Source organism: Spiribacter salilacus, assembly GCF_009649225.1.
GTDB classification, from domain to species: Bacteria; Pseudomonadota; Gammaproteobacteria; order Nitrococcales; family Nitrococcaceae; genus Spiribacter; species Spiribacter salilacus.
Genome location: NZ_WJPP01000001.1, coordinates 534,892 through 556,938, shown reverse-complemented (window position 1 = coordinate 556,938; position 22,047 = coordinate 534,892). Strand labels below are relative to the sequence as shown.

Here is a 22,047-nt window from a genome sequence, read left to right as displayed (position 1 = left end):
GGGAGTTTTCAAAATAGATTTGGATTACGAGACTCTAAAAGCCCGCCATCGTGCGCTGCGTGATGGTTTTGAGCAGTCACTTTCTTTGCGTGTTCACCGGGCACTGAGCTGGTTGCAGCGTGCTGAAAAAGAAACAGAAGATCCGGATGCGCAGTTAATTTTTCTCTGGATCGCATTTAATGCTGCTTATGCCAATGAGATACCTGCTGATTTGGCCGTGGCGCCCGAGCAATCGCGGTTTCAGCAATTTCTGCGGCGCCTTGTAGAGGTTGATCGGGAGAAGCTGCTCTATAAACTCATTTGGGAGCAGTTCCCAGGCCCCATTCGGGTACTTATAAATAATCCCTACGTCTTTAAGCCGTTTTGGCGCTTTCAGAATGGGGAGATCAGTCAAGCTGATTGGGACAGCGCTTTTGAAAGAGCCCGTTCGGCAGCACTCCGTGCGCTATCAAACGGTAATTCTTATACGGTGTTATCCATTGTTTTCCAACGTTTATACGTTCTGCGCAATCAAATTATGCACGGTGGTTCTACTTGGCATAGCAGTGTGAACCGAGCGCAGGTAACGGATGGGGCTAATATCATGGGGCGTTTGGTGCCTTTGATCATCTCGTTGCTGATGCAGCATCCCGAGGAGAGCTGGGGAACGCCCATTTACCCCGTGGTAGAAGATCCTGCACGAAGGCAGGGGCGAGGAGGGGAAGCGTCGGCTTAATCTGAGAAACCGTAGACAGGCTTTGCGACATTCTTTGTCACGGGGGCATGATACTTTTTTGACGTTGGTGACTGCACTTTCCGGCACTAGGGTAGTTGGAGTATTAGGTATGTCGGCAGAAATTGAGCGTCTCGATGACGATTAAGTTTTTCCATACATCTGACTGGCAGATCGGCAAGGTATTCCGTTTCGTTGATAAAGGCACAATGGGGCTTCTTCAGGAGGCACGACTTGCAGCGATAACGCGGTTGGGTGATTTAGCGGTTGAGCATGATGTCGGTCATATATTCGTTGCCGGTGATGTCTACGACATGGAGGCAATATCCTCCCGTTCCCTAAATCAGCCGCTGGAACGCATGCGGAGATTTGAAAGCGTTACCTGGCATTTGATGCCCAGCAACCACGATCGGAATCGCCCTCACGGCCTCTGGGACCAGCTCCTGCGAAATGGAGTGCCGGAAAATGTGGTGCTGCACCTCTGTTGGGCCACACTTTGGCTGCTTACGACGTGATCAGCAAAATCTCACAGCATGTGCCCCTGTACCGCTTGCAGTTGCGCTATCGCAGAAGTCCTCTTCAATTAATTTCATCAAATTTTGGTCAAGGGAGATAAAAATCGTGCCTTACGAAATAACGACAATTGGCGCCGCGCTAAGCAAAGTACATCCAATGAATCCAACGTGGTTCATACCAGTGATGCAGAGGCCGTATGTATGGAAAACCCCCGACATTTTAGCACTATTTAATTCCATTTATTCGGGTTACCCAATTGGAACTAGTTTAGTCTGGCCGACAACCTACCACAATCCCAATAATGATGGTGCTAGACGTGTCTATGTGGTGCACGCACATCAAGCAGAAGAATTGCCTCCAGTTCAAGCTAATGTACAAGACGGAACAGATATTACCCTTGTTCTAGACGGTCAACAGCGGCTCACTTCCCTCGCAGTGGGTGTTTTTGGTACATGGACTAGTAATAATAACGGGCCAATGCAGCTGTTCTTCGATCCGACAGCAATGGGTAATAATGCGCGACGAGCTTTTCTGTTTGTGCCGCAAGGTAATGTGCCAGATAATCATCTGATTCGGCTTGCTGACATTCCGAATTGGCAAACTGATCCTGGCTTTGAACACTTTCTTACGAATTACTTTAATTCGATAGTTGGTCGGAATCAAGCAGTACCTGTAGACATGATTGAGGAGAATATTCGGCGACTCAGAACGAGTATTTGGGAAACGGAGGCGTTCTGCTACGGAGTTTATCATGCTAGAGATCTTCAGGATGCCCTTAACGCATTTCAGTTGGCAAATAGCACAGGTAAGGAATTAGAGAAAACGGACTTGTTAATGGCAACACTTCAGGTGGCATGGGCAGATATTCCGCTAAGACGTCAATTACCTGAAAGCTTCAAGCAAATAAATCAAAGATTTCAGGGTAACAATCCGATGACAACAAAAAACTACCTTAATGTTTTTGTCCAGAGTTCAGAAGATGGCCTTCCCCCAGGTTACAGATGGAGTGATTTGACCCCTGAAGTTATTAACAACCTACGTGATTATTGGGGGATTTTCCAAAATAAATACGTTGCATTGGTTGAGCAATTAAGTCTCTGGGGGATGACTAGGAGCAAGTGCGTATCGGCCATTAATGCTCTGCTTCCAATACTAGCTATGCAAGCGCGCAAAAATTTTCGGTTTGAGATGGAGAATAACGTCGCCAATGCCGAGGTAGAAAAAGTCAGGCAATGGTTACTTGTCGTACTCATGAATAGGACTTTTGGTGGTCAGTCAACGACTACCATACGTGATGCTCTCAGGGTTATTGATCAGTATGGGAGAGCAGACTATTTTCCACAACGTGAGCTTTTTGGCGTGTTGGAGAATCACCATAGATTCGATTTTCAGACGAGGGGTGGTCTAACCAGTTTCGTCGAAGGTTTAACCTATCAAGGGGGGGCTTTGCAAGTCAGGCAGTTGCTTATGTTGTTAAAGGATAACATCCAATCAGCGAATGTTGTCGGGTATGAAATCGATCACATTTTCCCACGGAAACCGTATGCTGATCAGCACCCAAACGATATCCATAAGGTTTGGAATCTACAGCTTTTGACTGCGCCTGAAAATACGAAAAAGACTAACCAAACGCCAGCAGTCCTTTACCACAATGACACGTTTTCGTCGGACTGGAGAAGGCACAACATACTGCCCGAGAATGATCAGGCAGCGAATGTTATCAATATCTGGGATGACCCAACCCGGTTGTGGAATGCACGCCGCGATGCGATTGTCGATAAATTGTGCCAAATTCTGAATGTTGAATAATGTTTAGGTTCGCATAGCTGTCACGTCTCGGATGATTCCATGTTCCCGGAGAGCTATTGTTTGTGGTGTGCACGCGAATTGCTGAACACTTTGCTCGAGGAGGCCCGACGTTGAATATCCGGTTTCACGCGAACGCGACAACGATACCCAAAACGAGAGCGCACATTCAGTCCTCCGAAAAGAGCATCCGGGCGCTGGCCGAGGAGCTCGGCGTTTCGGTGTCGACGGTACTCCACTGGCGCAATAGCGAGACGATCCACGATGACTCGCACACGCGGAAAAACCTGCTGGCAACACTCAGCTCCGCTCAGGAGGCCATCGTCATCGAGCTGCGCCGCACACTGCTGCTGCCGCTCGATGACCTGCTGACGGTGGTGCGTGGGTTCATCCACTCCGATCTCTCGCGCTCGGCGCTGGATCGCTGCCTGCGGTGCAATGGCGTCTCCCGGCTGGCGGATCTTCGCCCGGCCGAACCGTGCGATGCGGTCAAAGCGAAGCCGTTTAAAGCCTACGAGCCCGGTTATATCTATAGTGACCTTGCCCAAAAAAAGTGAACAGCTGATTACACCGCAACCTGAGCCTCGAATGCATCTGGGCTGATGTATCTGAAGGCAGAATGGCGGCGGGTTCGGCTATAGTCAGTGTCGATACACCCAAACAACTGCTTGTAAAGGGTAGCTCGATCCACCTATCGGTGCGAGCAAAGAACGGGCGCTTGGTCTCGGGTTCAAGCAAAAGATAAACGTAGGACGACATCGTGCCGCTCTTTGACGGTTATTTAGGCGGGCTTGCTCGTTGTCCTGCTCTACCTGCTCTAGCCAAGCAAGCTTTGCTTGTTGCTCTACGGAGTACGGCGCTGGCAGGCCATGGGTCAGCTTGTCGGCCCGGTCCGCGTCGATCTGGAACCACAGCTATTCTTCTTCTAGCACCATCTGTGGTGCGTTCAGCTCGGCGAGTCGCATGAGGCGCGCCAGACGTCTCTCGGCTTTTTCTAGTGATTCGAGTGTGAAGTGTTTTGGTTTGTTCACGCTTGCCCTTGCCTATACCTTTTTTTCATTCCAGATTAAGTCAGTGGCACGACAATGATTGTCGCGGGACATGGTTAAGATATGAAGTTTATGGTCTTCTTAGGTACAAAAGAATTTATGATTTGCTGAGATTGAAACGTGTGCATACCATTCTGAATGGACCGGCAGTCAGATACGGAGACAAGGGGATTAGACGATGACACGGCCAACTTTAGTTGACGTCGCAGACGCCATACTTAAAGTCCATGGCGATCCAGAATACCGATATTTCAAGTCCAGCAGGGTCCGAGCTCAGCTTCAAGCCACTAGCCGGTTTACTGCCGCTGCGGGGCAGTTGAATGCGCAATGTCAACCGCACCTGCGGGAAATGAGGCATCGCGGATGGATTGAGCGTGTCCAATTGGAAAACCAGGAGAGGGATATTCCATATCGCATTGTCGACGAGGTGGCACTTCAGAATTTTGTTCTCGCGTCCTCCCTTTCCGGGCATCACGCGCTCAGCCAGATTGCAGATAGGTTAGCTCAGAGATTGGAGCGGATTGATGGAACGATCGAACGGATTGAAGAGGAGATTCTGCACGGTCGTACGGAGGAGGGTAATTCCACCGAAAAATGATCGAGGTGATAAGTGGACTTTATGTACGAGCAGCTATTGGATGGACGGCCCTACCGACTATTAAACGTCATCGATGACTCCAACTATGAAGGGCTGATCATGGATGCGGACTTCTCGCCGCCGGCTGATCGACTCATCGGCTCTCGTGAGCAGCTCATCGAGTGGCGAGCGAAGCCTCAGCAGAATGCCTACTTTGAGGGCTACAACCGAACGGTCCGTTATGACTGGCTATGGACTTACAGCAATGAACGACCTAATTTTTTGATTGGCGGCATAACCCCTAAACAGAAGGTAGCCATGGCCGCCTGATGAGCTCTACTTATCGCCCCGGTTATAAATGGGGGGAATACCATGACAGGAGGGCATTATGAACGACGAAGTGGAGTTCCCATTTGGGCACAACTAGATTAAACAGTCATCGGCATGTGAGATTATTCATGAGACGCCGCCGTCACCGAGTAAGATCAAGCCTCCGGGCGGATCGATGTCCGTTCCACTACGCGTTTTTAGAATTGTTTAAAATGCCAACGATTAACGACACGATTAACATGACCGGAAACATAAAAACCCAACAAGCGATATAAACCGCGAATCCGATAAACCCTTGCTCACCGGCGTAGGCAAATAAAAAAGCCGCACCAAACAACGTGCGTGTGATCAGCCAAAGCGCGATCGGAAGGGCGATAAAAATGAAAAGCAGGGCGCCAACTATCAGGAGAATTCCTTCGTCGGTCATTGTTTTCTCCCACTTGCCGGTTTGAGTGTTTTAGCAGTGCTTCTGTGCCGACATATCGCGTTACCACACCCCCATTCATAAGCTACCAATCAACGAAATGATGAGCCAATCGCCAATCACGCCGGGCGTTTCTAACACGATCCAGCCTGTCTCAATATTGGCCCAGCAGTTTTCAGCGTCTGAGTATTGATCGGGATTGGCCAGGACTTTACTGAGCAGCTCGTAATGGGGGTGTTCGAATAGGCGTTGGTAAAAAGCCTCGTTGGCGATTTTCTGCTGGCTGGGCGAGATACTGCGCGGCATGGGGGATCCACGGTAATGCGCCTGCATGGCCCTTCGGGTGAGTGTGAGGTACTCGCGCAGCGTCTGGCGTGGGAGCAGGTTTTGATAATCAATGCTCAATGCGGTTTGCTCGGCTGCGGAAAGCTCATTGTTGATCGCGGCCATGCAAAGCCGCGGCGGCAGTTCGTTTGTAGCAACAAGATCATGGGCCACCAGTAAACGTGCCTCGGCAGGGGGTAGGCGCTGTAATCCTTCAGATACTGCATTCTCAGCAATCGCAAATCCCACTTCGGCAAAACTTGGCTGCAGCGTCTCTAACTTGGTGTTGGGCGCCGAGGCGAGGATGCCGGCGGTATTGAGCGCAATCTCATCAATCAGGCCCTCTTCGCTGAATAGCTTCTGAAGGTGATCACGGTATATGTCTTCCCGATCCGCTGGAATGTCGAGGTTCTGGACAATCTCGCGCTGCGCATCATCACTTTGGAAGTAGTCAACAATATGAGGCGCAAGATCTTCCTCGCTGGGCTGCGCGCTTAGCGTTGTCGAAAATAATGACGCGCTAAACCACAGGCTTAAAAGCAGTTTATGGTGGCTTTTTGTTGGCATGATCGCTCCTTGAACAGCCTTCTTTTAGTACACTGCCAAAGCAATAGCGGTCAAGGATGGGTAAAAGCTATGTGGCCACATGCCAAAAGAGGGACGCGTTTTGATGGGGATGTCTTTGCGCGCTTTTCTATCAACGATGCAGTGATCAAGCTCTGGCTGCCAGCGCGGTTGCTTGCGTCGAAATCCCGTTACTTCTCAAACAGAACCTAGAGGATCTTGCTGAGGCAGCGGGCGAGAGTCTTTCTGCCTACATCCGTCGAGTCTTAGCCCGGGATTTCCTTTCAGAAAAGGAATATCAGCAATGGCAAGAGAGCAGCCGCTAGTGAACCGCCCCCAGCGCGGCCTACACAACTAATCCGCCTCGGCCTCTACTTCATAAAAAAGCCAAAAGATATCGTTGTTGATGCGTCGGCCCACGTTATCAAGGCTTACGCCGGGGTCAACGAGTAGCAGGATGGCGAGGCGGTCAGCCACCTCGTCCTCAAACTCCTCAATTGAATCCGCGCGTTTGGGGCCATCGCGCCAACGGGGTGTGACGCCCATCCCGTAGCGATCGGATGACCAGGTGCCATCCGGTTCTCTGAATACCCTTAGCATGGGATGGAAAACCTCCATGTGACTGTTACCTTCCTAATTAGGAACCTACTCAATGTGAATGGTCTTGCCATAGGGAGACTTCTCGTCACTGCTTGATAGCCATAGTGCCGGTTCGTTGAAACAGGGCCATGCACCGCATAGGTAGCCGTCAGTTAGCATCAAGACCAGCTCTGGCTTGGTATTCATAGCATCGACAAAGTGCTTTACACAGGCGGCATCGGTACCGCCGCCTCCCACAGGCTTGGTTGAGCAGGCCAAAGCCTCATATTCCCCGGATATGTAAACCTCCTCGCGGGTAATCTGGGTATCCCAATACAGCAGATGGACGCGCTCAGGCGGCATAGTTTGGGTGATATGCACGATCTCCGATAAAAACCGATTCAGCAGACTTGCATCGATTGAGCCAGAGGTATCAACGCCAATGACCATCGGCCCAATGATCTCAGAGAAGGGCGTTGGCATATAAATATCACTGGCCAGCCAGCGCCGGTTGGGCCTGCGCCAGGAGGTGCTGGTGCGGCCTGCGCAAACGGATTGCACAAAATCCTGCAATTGCGAGCGCCAATCAACTTGAGACTCTATGATCGCACCAATATCGCGGCTCCTTGTGCCATTGAGTCGAGTGGCCAAGCCGTCGCCCTGACGTGCTGCCCGGTCGATGGCTTGGTGAAGCGCTTTTCTCGCCTGTTCACTCATCGATCGGGCATCTACAAAACCATGCTCGTCGAAACTCCCTTGGTCGTCGAACTGCTCGTCTGCACCGGACTCTTCTTGCTGCTGCCTTAAATCTTCATAAACCTGACCGGCATTCCAGCCGCGGTATTGCTCCTCAATACAAAGCGGTAGGTCAGGCAGCTCGATTTCCTTACCTTCGGGGTCGAGATCAAGGATTTGCTGGTTGATGACATAGTCACAGGCCATGTTGGCAAGCCTTGGATTCTGTCTCCACAGCCCTTGCCAGGTGGTCATGTGCTTGTAGAGCACATGAAAATTTTCATGCGCCACCACAAAATTGAGCTGCTTGTCGGTTAACGTGTTCAGGAATTGCCGGCCATAGACCTTATTGCGGCCGTCGGTGTAGGCCGTGGGGATGCCATCTTCAACCCGGCTATCGCCTAAAAGAATAATCCCTGAGATCAAAGCAAAGCGGGGAGAGCGCATTAGCGCGATATGACTGCGCTGTAGTCGGCGCTGAGGGCTCAGTTTGCTTTTTGTCATCTTATTAGACGGCCCAGCTGTTCTCGCGCGCCCATTGGGTGAAGGTTTTTGATTGGGCGAATACCAATGCGTTGCTGCCGCGCATGGCCTGAGTGGCAAACATCATCTGCACCTCGCGGGGCAGGCGGGGTAGGTAAGTCATCCACGCATCAATGGTCTCGGCCGATACCCGTGTTAGTGCGCTGAGAACCAGAATGACGCAGGCAATGGGCGATTTGGGTACCTTTGCTGACTCTGGCTCGGTAACAATGGTTTTAAATGCGGGCAGGGCATCGGCCACTGAGAGGAAGGCCTCCATATCTCGCGCGGCTGATTCACCGATGGTTCCGGATAAGGCGGCTATTAACAGTTCATCAGAGAAGTGTTTGCGCTGCTTGATGATATGCGAGGCATGCGCCAGTGAGCGAGGTGAAACAAAAGCCGTCTGCTGCTCGCGCGGGTTAAAAATGTAGGGGTTGTCTTCAGCACCATCTGGGTCGTCGATGTAGCTATCTAGGCAATGGGGGTATTCCCTGACCCAGGCTAAGACCGTGGCATCAATGCCATTGGCCATGCCCCACTCAATCCATTCATCGGCATCGGGCTTGCGAACGGTTAAAAAGGTGACGCGGTTTTTGGCATGGGCTTGCAGCATATCCCCCAGCCCATCGGTGGTCATGTTGGTAGTGCCAAACACAATCGATCCAGCGGGCAGGGGGTGATTACCAATGCGGTGCTCTAGCAACAGGGTGAGCAGCGCGTTTTGCACAGGGCGCATTGCTTTGCCAATCTCATCGAGCATGACAATGAGGGGTTTGTTACCCACAAACATCTGATTAGGCACAAACTCCACCGCATCGCCCACGCGCGGCATTTGCAGATCGCCTAGGTCCAGTAACGCGCAGTCGATGTAGCGCGCCTCAAGCGCTGTCTGCTCGGCTAGCGTCTGGAGCATGGCCGATTTACCCGCGCCCGGCTCCCCCTGAAAGATGAAGGTATTGCTGGTGCCGCAGGTGCGGATAAGCTCCCGGGCTTCTTTAAGGTTTACGGTTGTCATACCGCAAAAATAATTCGCAGATGCGACAAATAACGTCGGATGCAGATGCCAATGTGTGCCCATGGAAAAAATCTGGCAATATCAATTTAGCGTTCGAAAGGGAGCGGCCTTTCAAAGGATTGATATGAAGCAACGAACGACTGTCTTAATCTGTTTAGCCTGTCTGCTAATGGCTGGTAAAGCCGCAGGGGCGGAATCCTCCGATGGCATTGCTTTGATGCGTATGCACCTTGAGTGTGGATGGTTGGAGCAGGTGTCGGCTGGGAGTGATGAGTTCGCTGAAGCTGCCAAATATAACATCGTTGCAGGTGCTGAACTGGCCGCCGATCTAGGCCTCGAGCGCCATGAGTTGGATGATGAGGTGACCGCGGCGTCGCGGCGTGTGTTGGATGGGAGCAACGAGGCGGCTTATTTGGGGGAGAGGGTTGTTGGGTGTCGAAAAGAGCTTTGAAGGGTTAATGATAAAGATTAGGGCTCAAGACATGATGGTTGTGCAAGGTGATGATCGACGAACTGAAATTATAGGGAGTGGTGCGCCAGCTTTTTGTTCTTTTACTAACCTTTAACCCTAGTTAAGGAGCTGAACGAGAGATATATATGCGATTACCTCGCGCTGTTTGCCAGCTCGAGCAAAAGCCAAAGTTATAGCTCTTAGATCTTGGAGTAATGTTGATATGATAGCGGTCAAGCAGGCGTCAGTGGTTACAGAGTGGGATGCAGAGCAGCGTCAGGTAATCGAAACCGTAGCTGAGGCCAGAATTATCGTAGAAGCCGGGCCAGGAACAGGCAAGACAGCTGTTGCTTGCGCGCGGCTTGCGTATCTAACAAGTGCGGCGGATGTCGAGCCCAGCAACACGTGGATGATCAGCTTTACCCGGACCGCAGTAGCAGAAATTCGCGCGCGGTTGCATTCCTACATCGGCGATGCCTCCTTCGCGATCAGGATAGCGACGATCGATTCTCACGCATGGTCCATCCACTCCGGGCACGACCCGAATGCGAGGCTGACCGGGTCCTATGAGGAGAACATCGCCCGGGTCATCGATCTCCTGAAGTTTGATGACGATGTGGCCGATGAACTGTCACAGGTCGAGCATGTCGTAATCGACGAGGCACAGGACCTCGTAGGGCAGCGGGCAGACCTGATCGAGGAGCTGGTGAAGAGGTTGCCGTCTGATTGCGGTGTCACAGTCTTCGCTGACGAGGCACAGGCCATCTATGGGTTTTCGGACGACAGCCTCGGACATCGCAGCGGCGACGCTGCCAAGCTAGGGGAAGCGCTTCTCGAAAGGCTGCGTGCGCAAAGATCTCTGGGCTTCGAGACGTTGATCCTGAAGGAGATTTACCGCACTTCGTCGCCGGGACTGAAAAAGATCTTCTCCGATCTGCGGAAGGATGTCCTCGACAAGAATAGGCATCGCGACGGCTTTCACGCCGAGACGGCAGAAAGAATCCGGGAGCTTGCAGACAGTAAGGGCTTGAAGTGGACCCAGATGAAGGTCGCCGACTTCACAAGCGACGATCTTCTGCTCTTCAGAACCCGCGGCGAAGTACTGATGGCGGCGCAGTTCTGTGACCTCCCTCATCGGCTGCGCCTGTCAGGATACGGAGCGACGCTCCCGGCGTGGCTTGCAATCTGCTTCTCGGATTTCGTCGAGCCTCACGTGGCCGAGCGGCATTTCCTCGGTCTCTGGGCTGCGCGGATCGAAAACAAGACTGCGCCGCACTATGGGCCGGCCGAAGCATGGCAGCACCTCTTGCGCGTTGCAGGGCGCAGAGATGGCTCGGTCGATATGCAGAAGCTCAGAAAGCGGCTGGGCCAGGCCCGTCCTCCGGTGGAACTGACCCTTCCCGAGTACGGCCTTCAGGGACCGATCGTCGGAACAATCCACGCCAGCAAGGGACGTGAGGCCAGCAACGTTGTGTTTCTGCTTCCGAACGGCGCAGAATTCGAGACGGTCGAGGACGAGGCAGAGGAAGCAAGGGTCCTTTTCGTCGGGGCCACGCGCGCGCGCACCTCCCTCATCGTTGGCGAGAGCAACGCTTTTCGAGCGTCAACGCTCGCATCTGGCCGGGTTCATCGGTCCGCGAGGAACGGCAAGTCCACGATGGTTGAAGTCGGTCGCGACGGCGACATCACCGCTCGCGGCCTTGTCGGCCGCAGCGAGTTCAGCGCGGCCGATGCGAAAACCGGGCAGGCTTTCCTCGCAAAGGCCGCGGATGTGGTCACCACTTACAAGCTGGAAGCGGATCCCGAACTCTATTGGTGCTACAGGATCCGTGTCGGCGACGGAGGTCCCTGTGTCGGGGTCATTTCACGTAATCTGACATTTGACCTGTGGGAGATACTCGAGAAAAGGAAGCAGAGGCACAGCCACAAGCCTCCAGGCTACGTGAATCATGTCCGGGGCCAAGGCAGCGCGACGATTGTGCTGAGTCCCGATGACAGTGACCTAGAGGCGCTCAACGAACCTTGGGCCACCTCTGGCTTCATGCTTGCGCCGAGAATTACGGCCTTCCCTTCATTCTTCTTCTTTCGCCGGAAATAGCGCTCATGCTGGACAGATCAGAGGAAAGGGACATTGTTGCGCTCAGGCTCGCAGAGGATCTTGTCGGTCCTCGGACCGAAGACGAGGAACTCCCGGCTCGGCCTTCCGATGTCTACCTGACCGGCATCTTGTGGCCGCAGCGAACTGCCATGTCAGGGGAGGATGACGATCGCCTTGGCACAGCGGGCGCGGGCGGTGTGGAGGAGAGCGATGGCGAAAGCGATGCGGTCCGAACCGGGTCGATCCAGAAGCCCTCAGTCGCTGGCATATCCTTCAGCGCAAACGCAGATGGTGTTGCGAAGGTACGCGTCGTATGCAGCTTCGGGACCTATCGGGCCGAGAAACGCGATCATGGAGATGTGTGGGTTCGGCGAGCTCACACTGTCGAAATCTCGTCCCTCGAATTGCCGCCCGGGCCGACGCGCGAGATCCAACTTGCCGAGCACTGCGATGGGCTTCCTGAAGTTTCCCTCAGTGTCAGATGCATCAAGGCTGCGGATACCATCTTGGCGACCCTCGCTCTGGTCAATTCGGTGGTTCCGGAGCAGGACCGAAATGAGATCGAGGCGGCCTCTCTTTTTCAGACCTCGCTACGCATCGAGCCCTGCGAGGGTACTTTACTGGTCCCGAAGCCTCCTAGGCGCGCAGCTCCTTTAAAGCCGACGACTGACGGCGAAACGGACGCGATTACCGACGAGGAGAGCGGAGCGCTTCTATACAGAAACGTCGCGGAGTTGGCCGTCGGCCACGTATGTTCGGCCGAGTGGGAAGAGGCAGAGGCTTCGGCAGGCTCACAGCCCCATGCTCGGTGGGTCGCGACGACATGGCTGCCCTCGGCCATTGTCGAGGGGGTGGATCCCAATGGGCATCCATACTTCGCAGAACTGGGAGGTGAGCCTGGGACATTCGATCCTCTTCTGGCCGAAGCGCTGGCCTCCGCTGACTCGACAACCCTCAGGAACGGACTTGTCACCTTCTGCGACGCCTATGCGGAGTGGATTGAGACGCAGAGGAAGCGGTTGGAAGATGCCGGGGACGTTGCCCCTGCATTGAAGCATGTTGCCAAGGCGCATCTCATTCAGTGCAACAAGGCCCTGGATCGCATGCGAGTCTCGGTTGATGAACTCGGCGCCAACCCGAGGCTGCGGAGAGCGTTCCAGCTGGCAAACTTCGCCATGCACCTGCAGCACTCGTGGGACAAGTCGAAGAGCCGTCAAGGTCCTCTCCGCTGGCGCCCGTTCCAGCTGGGCTTTCTGCTTCTGAGCGCTCCGTCGTCGGTGATCCGGGATCACGAGCACCGAGGCGTCATGGACCTGCTCTGGTTCCCAACGGGTGGCGGCAAGACCGAGGCTTATCTGGCGCTGATCGCGTGTATCGCCGTCTATCGCCGCCTCTCGGACAATGCCGATGACCACAGCGGCGTTTGCGCCCTAATGCGCTACACGCTTCGCCTTCTTACAACCCAGCAGTTTGCGCGTTCCGCCGCAATGATCGTGGCCCTTGAGGCCATCCGCTCTGGTCGGGTAGCCGCTCCCGAGGGATTGCCGCTTCAGGGCGGAGAGCCTTTCTCGATAGGCCTGTGGGTTGGTGGCGATGCTACCCCCAACAAACGGACAGCCGCTTACGCTTCCATCGTGCTGCGTTCGCAGGAAGTGGCTTCGCCAAAGCAACTCGCGCGTTGCCCTGCCTGCGAGTCGAAGCTGAACTGGTCGATAGCAAGTCCGACATCTCCTGTGGAGGTTTCCTGCGAGAAACCTGAATGCGCGATGTACGGGCTGCTCCCGGTCCATACCGTGGACGAGGATGTCTATGAAAATCGTCCGACGCTGATCATTGGAACAGCAGACAAGTTCGCTCAGGTTGTCCGTGAAAAGCGAACCAACAGCCTGTTTGCCGTTTCGGAAGGGTCCCCTCCTGACCTGATCCTCCAAGACGAGCTTCATCTCATTTCGGGTCCGCTCGGGACAATCGCTGGCGTTTATGAATCCGCTTTCGACTTGATGTTCGCCGCGCGCGGACATCGCGCCAAGGTCATTGGCTCGACAGCTACGATCCGCAGGGCTCCGGAACAGGTTCTAGCGCTTTTCGATCGTGAGGCCTTCCAGTTTCCGCCGCCGGCGATCGACTACGACGATACAGGGTTTGCGGTGCGCGACCGCCGCCCCAGCGCCAAAGGACGGCGATATCTCGGGGTCACGACAGCGGGCCGATCCGCGAAGTTCACCCTTCAGGCAGTGGCTGGCTCCTTGCTGCAGACCGCCTTCGGAGCGTTCAGCGATGATGTCCGTCGGGACGCCTACTGGACACTTGTCGGCTACTTCAACTCCCTTCGGGAGCTAGGCGGCGCCCTTGTGCTGATGCAGGATGACGTCACCGATAGTATCGCGCTCTACGCGAACGCTCGGTCCGAAGAGAATCGCCCTCTCAGCAACGTCGAAGAACTCACCTCTCGCCGGACGCAGGAGGAGATCCGCGAGATGCTCGACCTTCTCGATATCAAGATTGGGGCTCCTGGCGCAGTCGATGCGGTGCTAGCGACTAACATGGTGAGTGTCGGCGTCGACATCTCCCGACTGGGACTGATGCTGGTCAACGGGCAACCAAAGACGATCGCAGAGTACATCCAGTCAACTAGCCGCGTCGGGCGCGGTGACGTGAGCGGCTTGGTCGTTTCGGTCCTCAACAACGCCAAGGCAAGGGATCGCTCGCATTTCGAGACGTTCTGCAGCTGGCACCGCACATTGTACAGGGACGTTGAGGCGACAAGCGTCACACCCTTCGCATCGCGTGCTCGCGACAGGGCGCTGCATGCCGCTCTTGTGGCGGCAGTACGTCATCTGGTTCCGGACATGCTCGACTCCCCTCGAATGGAAGACGAGGCGGAAGACGAGGCAATGGATCTCATCGACCTCATTGTAGAGCGGGCAAAACGCATCGATCCAGAAGAGACGGCCGTGCGGGATGAACTCGAACGGCTCCTCCTTAATAAATGGCGAGCAAGATCGCCGACGGTCTACTGGAGCGACTACAAGGGGGAAAAATCCCTTCTGCAGAGCGCCGAGCGCGCTGCCGCTCGTCGAGCTGCCGGCCGCGATGCTGGCGCCGCTTGGCCTACCCTCAACTCCATGCGGACCGTCGAAGCCGGAACCCCATTCAGGATGGCCCCAGTACTGAGGGCAAAGGACGATACGGATGAAGAATGAGTTGCAGGAGCTGCGGCGAAGCGCAGTCGTTTCTACCTTTGGTCCAGGTTCCGTCGTGGACTTCAGGGCGGGTGGAGGAGCCGTCTCTGGCATCGCTGCAGGGCTCGAGGAATGGGATCGGTCCTTTCCTCCGGCGGGACTGGCGCACCCGCAGGTCATCCGCGAGACGCGCCTCCAGAAAAAGCTCGGCGTCAAGGGATTCAGAACGCCCCCTGTCACGCTCGAGCGGGGAAAGGATGACGATCCGGATACTCGGCGCCTTGTTGCCGTGCGCTTCCCGAAATGGCTGCAATGCCCCAGCTGCGATATCATCAAGCCGGAGCGCCGATGGAAGAACGACCCTGGAAAGGCCTACCGTTACTGCCCGACGTGCACCGAAAAGGCACATGGCGACAGCAAGGTTTTTGTCATTCCCGTCCGCTTCGTCATGGCATGCAAGCATGGGCATGTTGACGAATTTCCTTGGGACTGGTGGGTCGGACACAAGCCCGAATGCCCAGTGGCGAAACGAGAAAACACGGATCGCCATCCGGGGCTTTTCCTGCGGTCCGAGAGGCCGGGCCTCGCTGGTCTGATCCTCAGCTGCCCGAAGTGTGGTGCACGCCGATCAATGGATGGCGTCTTTTCCAAGAAGACTTGGGAACGCGCCCCCAAATGTCGCGGCCACCGACCATGGCTGGCCGATGGCAATGAGAGCTGCGGTAAGGAGCAGTATGCCGTTCAAAGAGGCGCGTCGAACCTGTATTTCGCTGTAACGGAGTCCGCGCTGAGTATTCCACCGTGGTCTGACAGTCTGCAGGAAGCATTGGGGAACTGGTGGAGTACGCTCATAAATCTCGACGATCATTCCGAGCTGGCGAGTTTCATAGGTACTCTCGCAAAGGGAGAGCTCAAAAGCGCCTTAGACGAACTTGAAATGTCGCCTGCCGAACTTGCAGAGGCAATTCGCGCTCGTCTCACATCTTATGGACAGCTACAGACCGATGATTTGAGACCAGCAGAGTATCGGCAGTTCGTTATGGAACCTAGCCGCAGTCGAACGCTCGAAATCGATTTTGAGACACGCAGGGAAGCCGTCGCCGCGGAAATCGCCCCGTGGATTTTTCGGGTGGTAAGGGTCGTACGACTGAGAGAGGTGCGAGCCATCAAGGGCTTTACCCGCATCAACCCACCAGGCGATCCAGACTCGCCAGAGGTTGCTCGTCTCTCCAAGGAGCCTCTTGAATGGTTGCCAGCCATCGAGGTCCGCGGCGAGGGCATCTTTCTCGCCCTGAATGAGGAGCGCCTGTTGAGCTGGGAAAACCGGCCAGACGTCGTGGCGCGCGTTTCCGAGTGCGAGGCGCGGCATCAGGCCGATTGGAAGGAACGGTACGGAGAAGACGCGAAACGACCTCAGGCGATCACCCCGCGATATATGCTCTGCCACACCCTTGCGCACGCTCTCATGCGTCAGCTTACTCTCGAATGTGGCTATTCCTCGGCATCTCTCCAGGAGCGGATCTATGCCGGTACTGGCGAGGAGCAGATGGCGGGGCTTCTCATCTATACCGCGACTCCCGACTCGGATGGGACGCTTGGAGGGCTCGAACGGCAGGGGAGGGCGGAGCGCATTGCTGGCATCCTCCAACGGGCAATCGACGCGATTGAGTGGTGCTCCTCGGACCCACTCTGCATCACCGACATGATGGGAGCCGAGAATAGCTACTCCCACTCGGTGTGCCACGCCTGCTGTCTTGCCCCGGAGACATCGTGTGAAGCGTTCAACAGCTTCCTCGACCGTGCGCTCCTCACGGGCGACGGGACGGGCTCGGGTCTCGGCTACTTCGAAGAGATGCTTCGGATAAGCTGATGGCAGTGCTCTGGCCTAAAAAACTTCCTCGTTCGATCGTGGACGATCCGCGGCGAAAGGCAGAGGTTCGCGTCTACGATCGCCTTGCCGAGGTGCTCGACGACAGCTTCCATGTCTTCTACTCCAGCCCGTGGCTGGGCACCGATAGACTCGGAAACGAGAAGGATGGTGAATGCGATTTCCTGATCGCTCATCCCGAGCACGGCATCCTAACAATCGAAGTCAAGGGCGGCAGGGAAATCTCGTTCGACCCGATGGACGGCCAGTGGCGCAGCACGGATCACGGCGGGTTTGTCCACAAGATTAAGGATCCTGTTGCACAAGCGCGCAGCGCTAAGCACGAAATCCTCAAAAAGATGAACAATTCAAAAAAGTGGCCAAGTCGCTTTATTCACGCCGTTCACGGGGTGATCTTCCCAAGCGCTGGTTCGCCTTCTGGGGCTTTGGGTGCGGATCGACCGGCTGAGATCTTTTGCTGCTCACGCCAGTTTCATGGTGACTTAAAAGGATGGGTCACTAGCCGTATCAAAGCTGGTAGCCGCCCCGATAATTGCGAACCACTAGGCCGAGACGGCATTAGTGCATTGGAATCTCTTCTGGCGCGTCCTTTCACACTGAGTTTTTCTATTGGCACCGAGCTCGCCGACACCGAGGCGATATTCCGCGTCCTCGAACCATTGCAGTATCAGATTCTCGAGGTGATTGAAGATATTCCTCGGGCTTTACTCCAAGGTGGTGCAGGCACTGGCAAGACAATTGTCGCGATGGAAGAAGCTCTGAGATCCGCGAGGGCAGGGCGCAAGACCCTATTGACCTGTTTTAATAAACCGTTAGCCAATTACTTTGAAAGAAGATTGAGCGGCATCGAACATTTATCAGTCGCCGGATTTCATACGTTATGTGGTTGGGCTTCGCATCAAGTCGGCATCTCGATACCCTCTGATATCAATGATGTAAGCCTGTATGAAAACTCTTTGCCGAATGCGCTATGTGACGCAATGGAACAAAAGCCTAGTCTGCGATGGGAAACCGTAATCGTAGATGAAGGTCAGGATTTCTTGGACGAGTGGTGGATAGCATTGGACGCATGTTTAGTGCCCGATGGTCGCATTCGGGTTTTTATGGACAGCAATCAACGTGTTTATCAGAGGTCCGCAGATCGTGTTTGTGATTTCAGCTTGGTTCCTGTCCGGCTCTCAAGAAATCTTCGAAATACCAAAAATATCCACAAAGCGGCCTCAGCCTATTACTCAGGTCCGGAAATCTTCGCAGATGGGCCGGATGGTTTGGAGGTATCTTGGGTTAGCGCTGAGGATTCCGCCACGATGATTGAATCTGCTTACCGAGAGCTTCGAAAGCTTATTTTCAAGGAGGATGTGGCGCCCGGTGACATAGCTGTACTTGCTAATAGCCCCGCTGTTATAGAAAGCTTCTTAGAAAAAACCATTGGCACAAACATTCCACTTACCGATGCTGACACTATGACGTTAGAGGATGTTGTTGTTGATACTGTGCGTCGCTTCAAGGGGCTAGAACGGTCCGCGGTGGTGTTAGTCGTGGATGGCGACGAGATGGGTCGTCGTGAACTCGCATACGTCGCTTTCTCAAGGGCCCGAGCATATTTATGCGTTGTGTCGTCTTCTGCGGTTGCTGATGAATTGTTAAAAGGCTTTTAAAATTTTGCATTGCTTAAGCCGGTAAATTTTAATTGCTGCAATCGTCTTGAAGTGAAGGTGTTTACTGGTACGGACCCAGTTTTTAGGACAGTTGATAGCGTAACATTCACTCATGAGAGGGGTTACGCATATGGGTCGAAAACGATAAACAGACGCCTTCAAAGTTGAGGCGGTTCGTCAGGTCACTGAAGCCGGTCACGGGGTCTATGATGTGGCCAGCCGGCTTGGGATCAGCAACAAAAGTCTGTATGACTGGATTAAAGCCTACGGGCCAGAGTCCGGCGCGATTCAGGCCACAAGAGCCGATCAGGAAGAACTCAGGAAGCTGAAGGCAGAGCTTAAAAGGGTCACGCAGGAGCGTGACATATTAAAGGAAGCCGCCCGGTACTTCGCGCAAGAGTCGAAGTGAGGTACCGGTTCATTGAGTCTCGACAACATAAGGATCCCATCACCACGATGTGCCGCATTCTCGAGGTCCACCGCAGCGGGTTTTATGCTTGGCGGCACGCACCGCTGTCTCGCCGGGCGCGTGAGGCCCAGCGGTTGGAGACCAAGATCAAGCAATTTTGGATGGAGAGTGGCTGTAACTATGGCTATCGGAACATTGAGTTAGATCTTGAAGAAGCTGGAGAGGTAATCCCCCCGAAAAATAATCGAGGTGATAAGTGGAATTTTGTACCCTAGCAAGGACAGGAGATTCCACATGCGTAAATCACGTTTCACGGACAGCCAGATCATGGCGGTCCTCAAGCAGGCCGAGGCAGGGGTTAAAGTCCCAGACCTCTGCTGCGAGCACGGTATCAGCAGTGCGACATTCTATATCTATGGACTACCTCCCTATTGCAAGCACTAAGTTGCAGCGGGTCCGAACTGCATACATCTATCCGGCATCAGAGTTTCTGAGAAAGTAGTGTCCAAATGGGGAATCCGCTCACGCTCACCTCAACAAGTGGACGATCTCAAGGATCATTATAAAAGTCAGGTTCCAAGCGTGATGGTTCGACCTTTTTGCCATTTCCAGTGCATTCGCAATCCACGGGTATGTCAGGAGCAAACGTAGCTGGTTTTGTTGCGCAGAATCGACCAAATGATTCTCGCATTCTTATTAGCGACTGCTACAGCTGCCTTGTTGGAACCCCGTCGCTCCCTTAACTGATCGACCCATTTACCAAAGAGGCTTGCATCAGGTTTTGCCAGTAAAAGGCGCCCTTGCAGGCTTCGACACCAATGGTACAGGTTTCAAGTTGCGCAACCGATCGCAAGAGTTCATCGCGCTTTAAACGAGTTTTGTAAACGACTTTGCCGGATCGAGACAGACCACACAGTTGGAAAACGTTCTTGGCCAAATCAATTCCGAGGTAATGTACATTTGCCATAAGATAATCTCCGCTGAGTGAACTGACCGCCGTAGTATAAGTCGGGAGGTAGTCCATCCCATTAAGTGGCGCGCTAGGTTTGGCGGCATGGACACCTCGATGATGAAGCGGCTCAAGGAGCGCGAGGAGGAGAACCGGCGCTTGAAGAAGATGTATGCCGAGGAGCGACTGAAGTCTGAGTTACGCAGGGAAGCCCTCGAGGGAAAGTGGTAAGGCCGTCTCATCGCCGTGAGATGGCCAGCAAGGCAGTCGCCGCCGGCCGCTGTAACATCCGGCTTGCCTGTCAGGCATTTTCCATCAGTGCGACCTGCTATTGCTACCGGTCAAAGCTCCGGCATGAGAACGCGGAGATCGCCGACTGGTTGGTTCGTCTAACCCACAATCAGCGCAACTGGGGCTTTGGGCTGTGCTACCTATACCTTCGCAACGTCAAAGGGTTCCGGTGGAACCACAAGCGCGTGTATCGCATTTACCGATCGCTTGAGCTCAACCTGCGGATCAAGCCGACGAAACGCCTGATCCGTGAAAAGCCCGAGCCACTTGCTGTCCCAGAGGCCGTAAACTAGGGCTGGTCGATGGATTTTATGCACGACCAGCTAGCGGATGGACGAACCTATCGGCTATTCAACGTCATCGATGACTACAACCGCGAAGGACTGATCATTGATGCAGACTTCTCGCTGCCCGCAGAGCGCGTCATTCGTTCTCTCGAGCAGCTCATCGAGTGGCGAGGCAACCCCCAGCAGAATGCCTATGTTGAACGCTACAACCGAACGATCCGTTCTGACTGGCTAAGCCACTATTTGTTCGAGTCAATCGCTGAAGTCCAGGACTTTGCCACTCGCTGGCTATGGACTTACAACAATGAACGACCGAATATGGCACTTGGCGGCATAACCCCGAAACAGAAGGTAGCCATGGCCGCCTGATGAGCTTTACTTATCGCCTCGGTTATAAATGGCGGGGTTACCGACACAGAAAGGATTAGATAGAAATGGCATATTGGATATTCAAGGTTGCGGAGCAGGATTTGTATCCCGACGAGCCAGGGCTGAAGTACGTGTATGACAACACTCACTCAGTTCGGGTCCAGAAGGGGGACACTTTTCTATACCTCGACAAGACACAAGGATACTCATTCACAGCTACAGGAACTGTAAAACAACTTTCGGAAAGAAAGCCAACTGAACAAGAAGCACTGCGAACACGCAAAGTTAGAGTGGTATACACAGCCCATCTCACAGATGTTGTGAGGTTCACAACGCCTCTTTCCGTCTCGCCAACAAGCAAAGAGGGAAAGCGAAATCGTGCTCAGCTTGGTATTACGGATGTCAACCTGCTCGGCTGGTCACAGTCGATGCCATCACTCGGTGAATCTATGTATCAAGCGATTCTCGACTTGGCAGATCTTCGTCATCTTCTTCCTTCCGTCTCAACGGAGGACTTCTCCGTTCCTGACAGCTGGAGCAAGACCAAGTCTCGCTTAGCCATAAAAGGCTTCACTGACACCGTCATGAAGCGAAGTGACAGTCGGTGCGTTGTTTGCGGATCATGTCTCCCTGGTCTTGTGGAGGCTGCACATCTGAGCCCCTACGCCACGGATGTGAAGAACAGAGCAAACCCTGCTAATGGTATATGCCTTTGCAAGTACTGCCATCGTGCGCTAGATCTTCAATATATCGCTATTGCCTCAACCGGTGAACTTCTTGTTGACTCTGAAATTGATGACTCTGTCGCTACCTTTCATTGCAGCCAAATCTCAAAAGATGATCGCAAAGCATTACTCGCGGGCGTTGACCCAAAGTTTCTTAATCTAACCGTCACGCGGCATAGAGAATACTTGTCCAACAAAGGCATGGAGGCGAGGTCCTAAAGGCCGCGCCTCATGGCAGGCGTTATGCGTCAAAAGGAGATTGGATGCGAGCCATAATTTTATCGCTAATGCTTGTGCTGCTAATTTCAGAAGTGGCATTTGCACAAGAATGTAAAATCACTGCAGCGGATAACTGGTGCGGCCGTTCGTTATTGTAAAACCGGATCCATTGCACGATCACCTGCCGCGCATGCGCTAGCGGCTCGAACTGGTGCTGCCAGATGCATCCCTCTTTTAGGGATCGGAAGAAGCGCTCCATTAGCCCATTCCGCTCCGGCGTATAGGGCGTGATGAACTCGTGGGTTAGTCCATACGCTCTGACCGTGTTGATTTAGTGCTGCAAGATGCACACCATTTCATGTTGT

16 protein-coding genes and 7 pseudogenes are annotated in these 22,047 nt (G+C 53.9%); 15 read left to right on the top strand and 8 right to left on the bottom strand.

Annotated features, from left to right (window positions below):
• Positions 1-19 precede the first annotated feature (19 nt).
• The 6 genes and pseudogenes from GH984_RS02815 to GH984_RS02790 form a co-directional block, all read left to right on the top strand.
• The gene (locus GH984_RS02815) at positions 20-715 is read left to right on the top strand and encodes a HEPN domain-containing protein (RefSeq protein WP_153718666.1); all 696 of its coding nucleotides are present in this window, start codon (positions 20-22) and stop codon (positions 713-715) included.
• A gap of 134 nt (positions 716-849) precedes the next feature.
• Positions 850-1,227, top strand: coding sequence for a metallophosphoesterase family protein (locus GH984_RS02810; protein ID WP_153718665.1), 378 nt, complete (start codon positions 850-852; stop codon positions 1,225-1,227).
• 106 nt (positions 1,228-1,333) lie between these two features.
• Positions 1,334-3,037, top strand: coding sequence for a DUF262 domain-containing protein (locus tag GH984_RS02805; RefSeq protein ID WP_172973145.1), 1,704 nt, complete (start codon positions 1,334-1,336; stop codon positions 3,035-3,037).
• 110 nt (positions 3,038-3,147) lie between these two features.
• Positions 3,148-3,591 (top strand): hypothetical protein, encoded by a 444-nt coding sequence (locus GH984_RS02800; protein WP_153718663.1) that lies wholly within the window; start codon positions 3,148-3,150, stop codon positions 3,589-3,591.
• 670 nt (positions 3,592-4,261) lie between these two features.
• Entirely contained in the window at positions 4,262-4,681 is a 420-nt protein-coding gene (locus GH984_RS02795) for a hypothetical protein (RefSeq protein WP_153718662.1), read from the top strand.
• A 12-nt stretch (positions 4,682-4,693) separates the two neighbouring features.
• Positions 4,694-4,990 (top strand): annotated as a pseudogene (locus GH984_RS02790) (integrase core domain-containing protein); the annotation flags it as partial.
• Positions 4,991-5,177: 187 nt separating this feature from the next.
• Here GH984_RS02790 and GH984_RS02785 read toward each other — a convergent pair.
• From GH984_RS02785 to GH984_RS02765, 5 genes are all read right to left on the bottom strand, one after another.
• Positions 5,178-5,417: a hypothetical protein gene (locus tag GH984_RS02785; RefSeq protein WP_153718660.1), complete on the bottom strand. Its 240-nt coding sequence runs from the start codon at positions 5,415-5,417 to the stop codon at positions 5,178-5,180.
• Between the two features lie 75 nt (positions 5,418-5,492).
• On the bottom strand, positions 5,493-6,305 hold the full coding sequence (locus tag GH984_RS02780) for a hypothetical protein (protein ID WP_153718659.1): 813 nt from the start codon (positions 6,303-6,305) through the stop codon (positions 5,493-5,495).
• Positions 6,306-6,656: 351 nt separating this feature from the next.
• Positions 6,657-6,902, bottom strand: coding sequence for a hypothetical protein (locus GH984_RS02775; protein WP_153718658.1), 246 nt, complete (start codon positions 6,900-6,902; stop codon positions 6,657-6,659).
• 45 nt (positions 6,903-6,947) lie between these two features.
• Positions 6,948-8,120 carry a vWA domain-containing protein gene (locus GH984_RS02770; RefSeq protein WP_153718657.1) on the bottom strand — a complete coding sequence of 391 codons (1,173 nt, stop codon included), beginning with the start codon at positions 8,118-8,120 and terminating at the stop codon, positions 6,948-6,950.
• A 4-nt stretch (positions 8,121-8,124) separates the two neighbouring features.
• Positions 8,125-9,156, bottom strand: coding sequence for an ATP-binding protein (locus tag GH984_RS02765; RefSeq protein ID WP_172973143.1), 1,032 nt, complete (start codon positions 9,154-9,156; stop codon positions 8,125-8,127).
• A 169-nt stretch (positions 9,157-9,325) separates the two neighbouring features.
• Here GH984_RS02765 and GH984_RS02760 point away from each other — a divergent pair, with 169 nt between their 5' ends.
• The 7 genes and pseudogenes from GH984_RS02760 to GH984_RS02730 all read left to right on the top strand — a co-directional run.
• Positions 9,326-9,607 carry a hypothetical protein gene (locus GH984_RS02760; RefSeq protein ID WP_153718655.1) on the top strand — a complete coding sequence of 94 codons (282 nt, stop codon included), beginning with the start codon at positions 9,326-9,328 and terminating at the stop codon, positions 9,605-9,607.
• A 223-nt stretch (positions 9,608-9,830) separates the two neighbouring features.
• Positions 9,831-11,705: a UvrD-helicase domain-containing protein gene (locus tag GH984_RS02755; RefSeq protein ID WP_153718654.1), complete on the top strand. Its 1,875-nt coding sequence runs from the start codon at positions 9,831-9,833 to the stop codon at positions 11,703-11,705.
• 5 nt (positions 11,706-11,710) lie between these two features.
• Positions 11,711-14,908, top strand: a complete 3,198-nt coding sequence (locus tag GH984_RS02750) for a helicase-related protein (RefSeq protein WP_153718653.1) — start codon at positions 11,711-11,713, stop codon at positions 14,906-14,908.
• Positions 14,898-16,757, top strand: a complete 1,860-nt coding sequence (drmB, locus tag GH984_RS02745) for a DUF1998 domain-containing protein (protein WP_153718652.1) — start codon at positions 14,898-14,900, stop codon at positions 16,755-16,757. The genes GH984_RS02750 and drmB overlap by 11 nt, the downstream gene beginning before the upstream one ends.
• The gene (locus GH984_RS02740; RefSeq protein ID WP_153718651.1) at positions 16,757-18,433 is read left to right on the top strand and encodes a nuclease-related domain-containing DEAD/DEAH box helicase; all 1,677 of its coding nucleotides are present in this window, start codon (positions 16,757-16,759) and stop codon (positions 18,431-18,433) included. The genes drmB and GH984_RS02740 overlap by 1 nt, the downstream gene beginning before the upstream one ends.
• Positions 18,434-18,584: 151 nt before the next feature.
• Positions 18,585-19,072: pseudogene (locus tag GH984_RS10860) on the top strand (transposase); the annotation flags it as partial.
• Positions 19,073-19,136: 64 nt separating this feature from the next.
• Positions 19,137-19,253: pseudogene (locus tag GH984_RS02730) on the top strand (transposase); the annotation flags it as partial.
• A 224-nt stretch (positions 19,254-19,477) separates the two neighbouring features.
• Here GH984_RS02730 and GH984_RS11125 read toward each other — a convergent pair.
• A pseudogene (locus GH984_RS11125) lies at positions 19,478-19,582 on the bottom strand (IS110 family transposase); the annotation flags it as partial.
• 41 nt (positions 19,583-19,623) lie between these two features.
• Positions 19,624-19,809, bottom strand: a pseudogene (locus tag GH984_RS11120) (IS110 family transposase); the annotation flags it as partial.
• Between the two features lie 63 nt (positions 19,810-19,872).
• Between GH984_RS11120 and GH984_RS02725 the strand changes: the two are divergent.
• Together GH984_RS02725 and GH984_RS02720 are read left to right on the top strand one after the other, a co-directional pair.
• A pseudogene (locus GH984_RS02725) lies at positions 19,873-20,738 on the top strand (integrase core domain-containing protein); the annotation flags it as partial.
• Positions 20,739-20,803: 65 nt separating this feature from the next.
• Complete coding sequence (locus GH984_RS02720) at positions 20,804-21,682, top strand: HNH endonuclease signature motif containing protein (protein ID WP_153718649.1); 879 nt, start codon at positions 20,804-20,806, stop codon at positions 21,680-21,682.
• A gap of 184 nt (positions 21,683-21,866) precedes the next feature.
• Here the strand turns inward: GH984_RS02720 and GH984_RS11050 are convergent.
• Positions 21,867-21,941 (bottom strand): annotated as a pseudogene (locus GH984_RS11050) (hypothetical protein); the annotation flags it as partial.
• Positions 21,942-22,047: the final 106 nt, after the last annotated feature.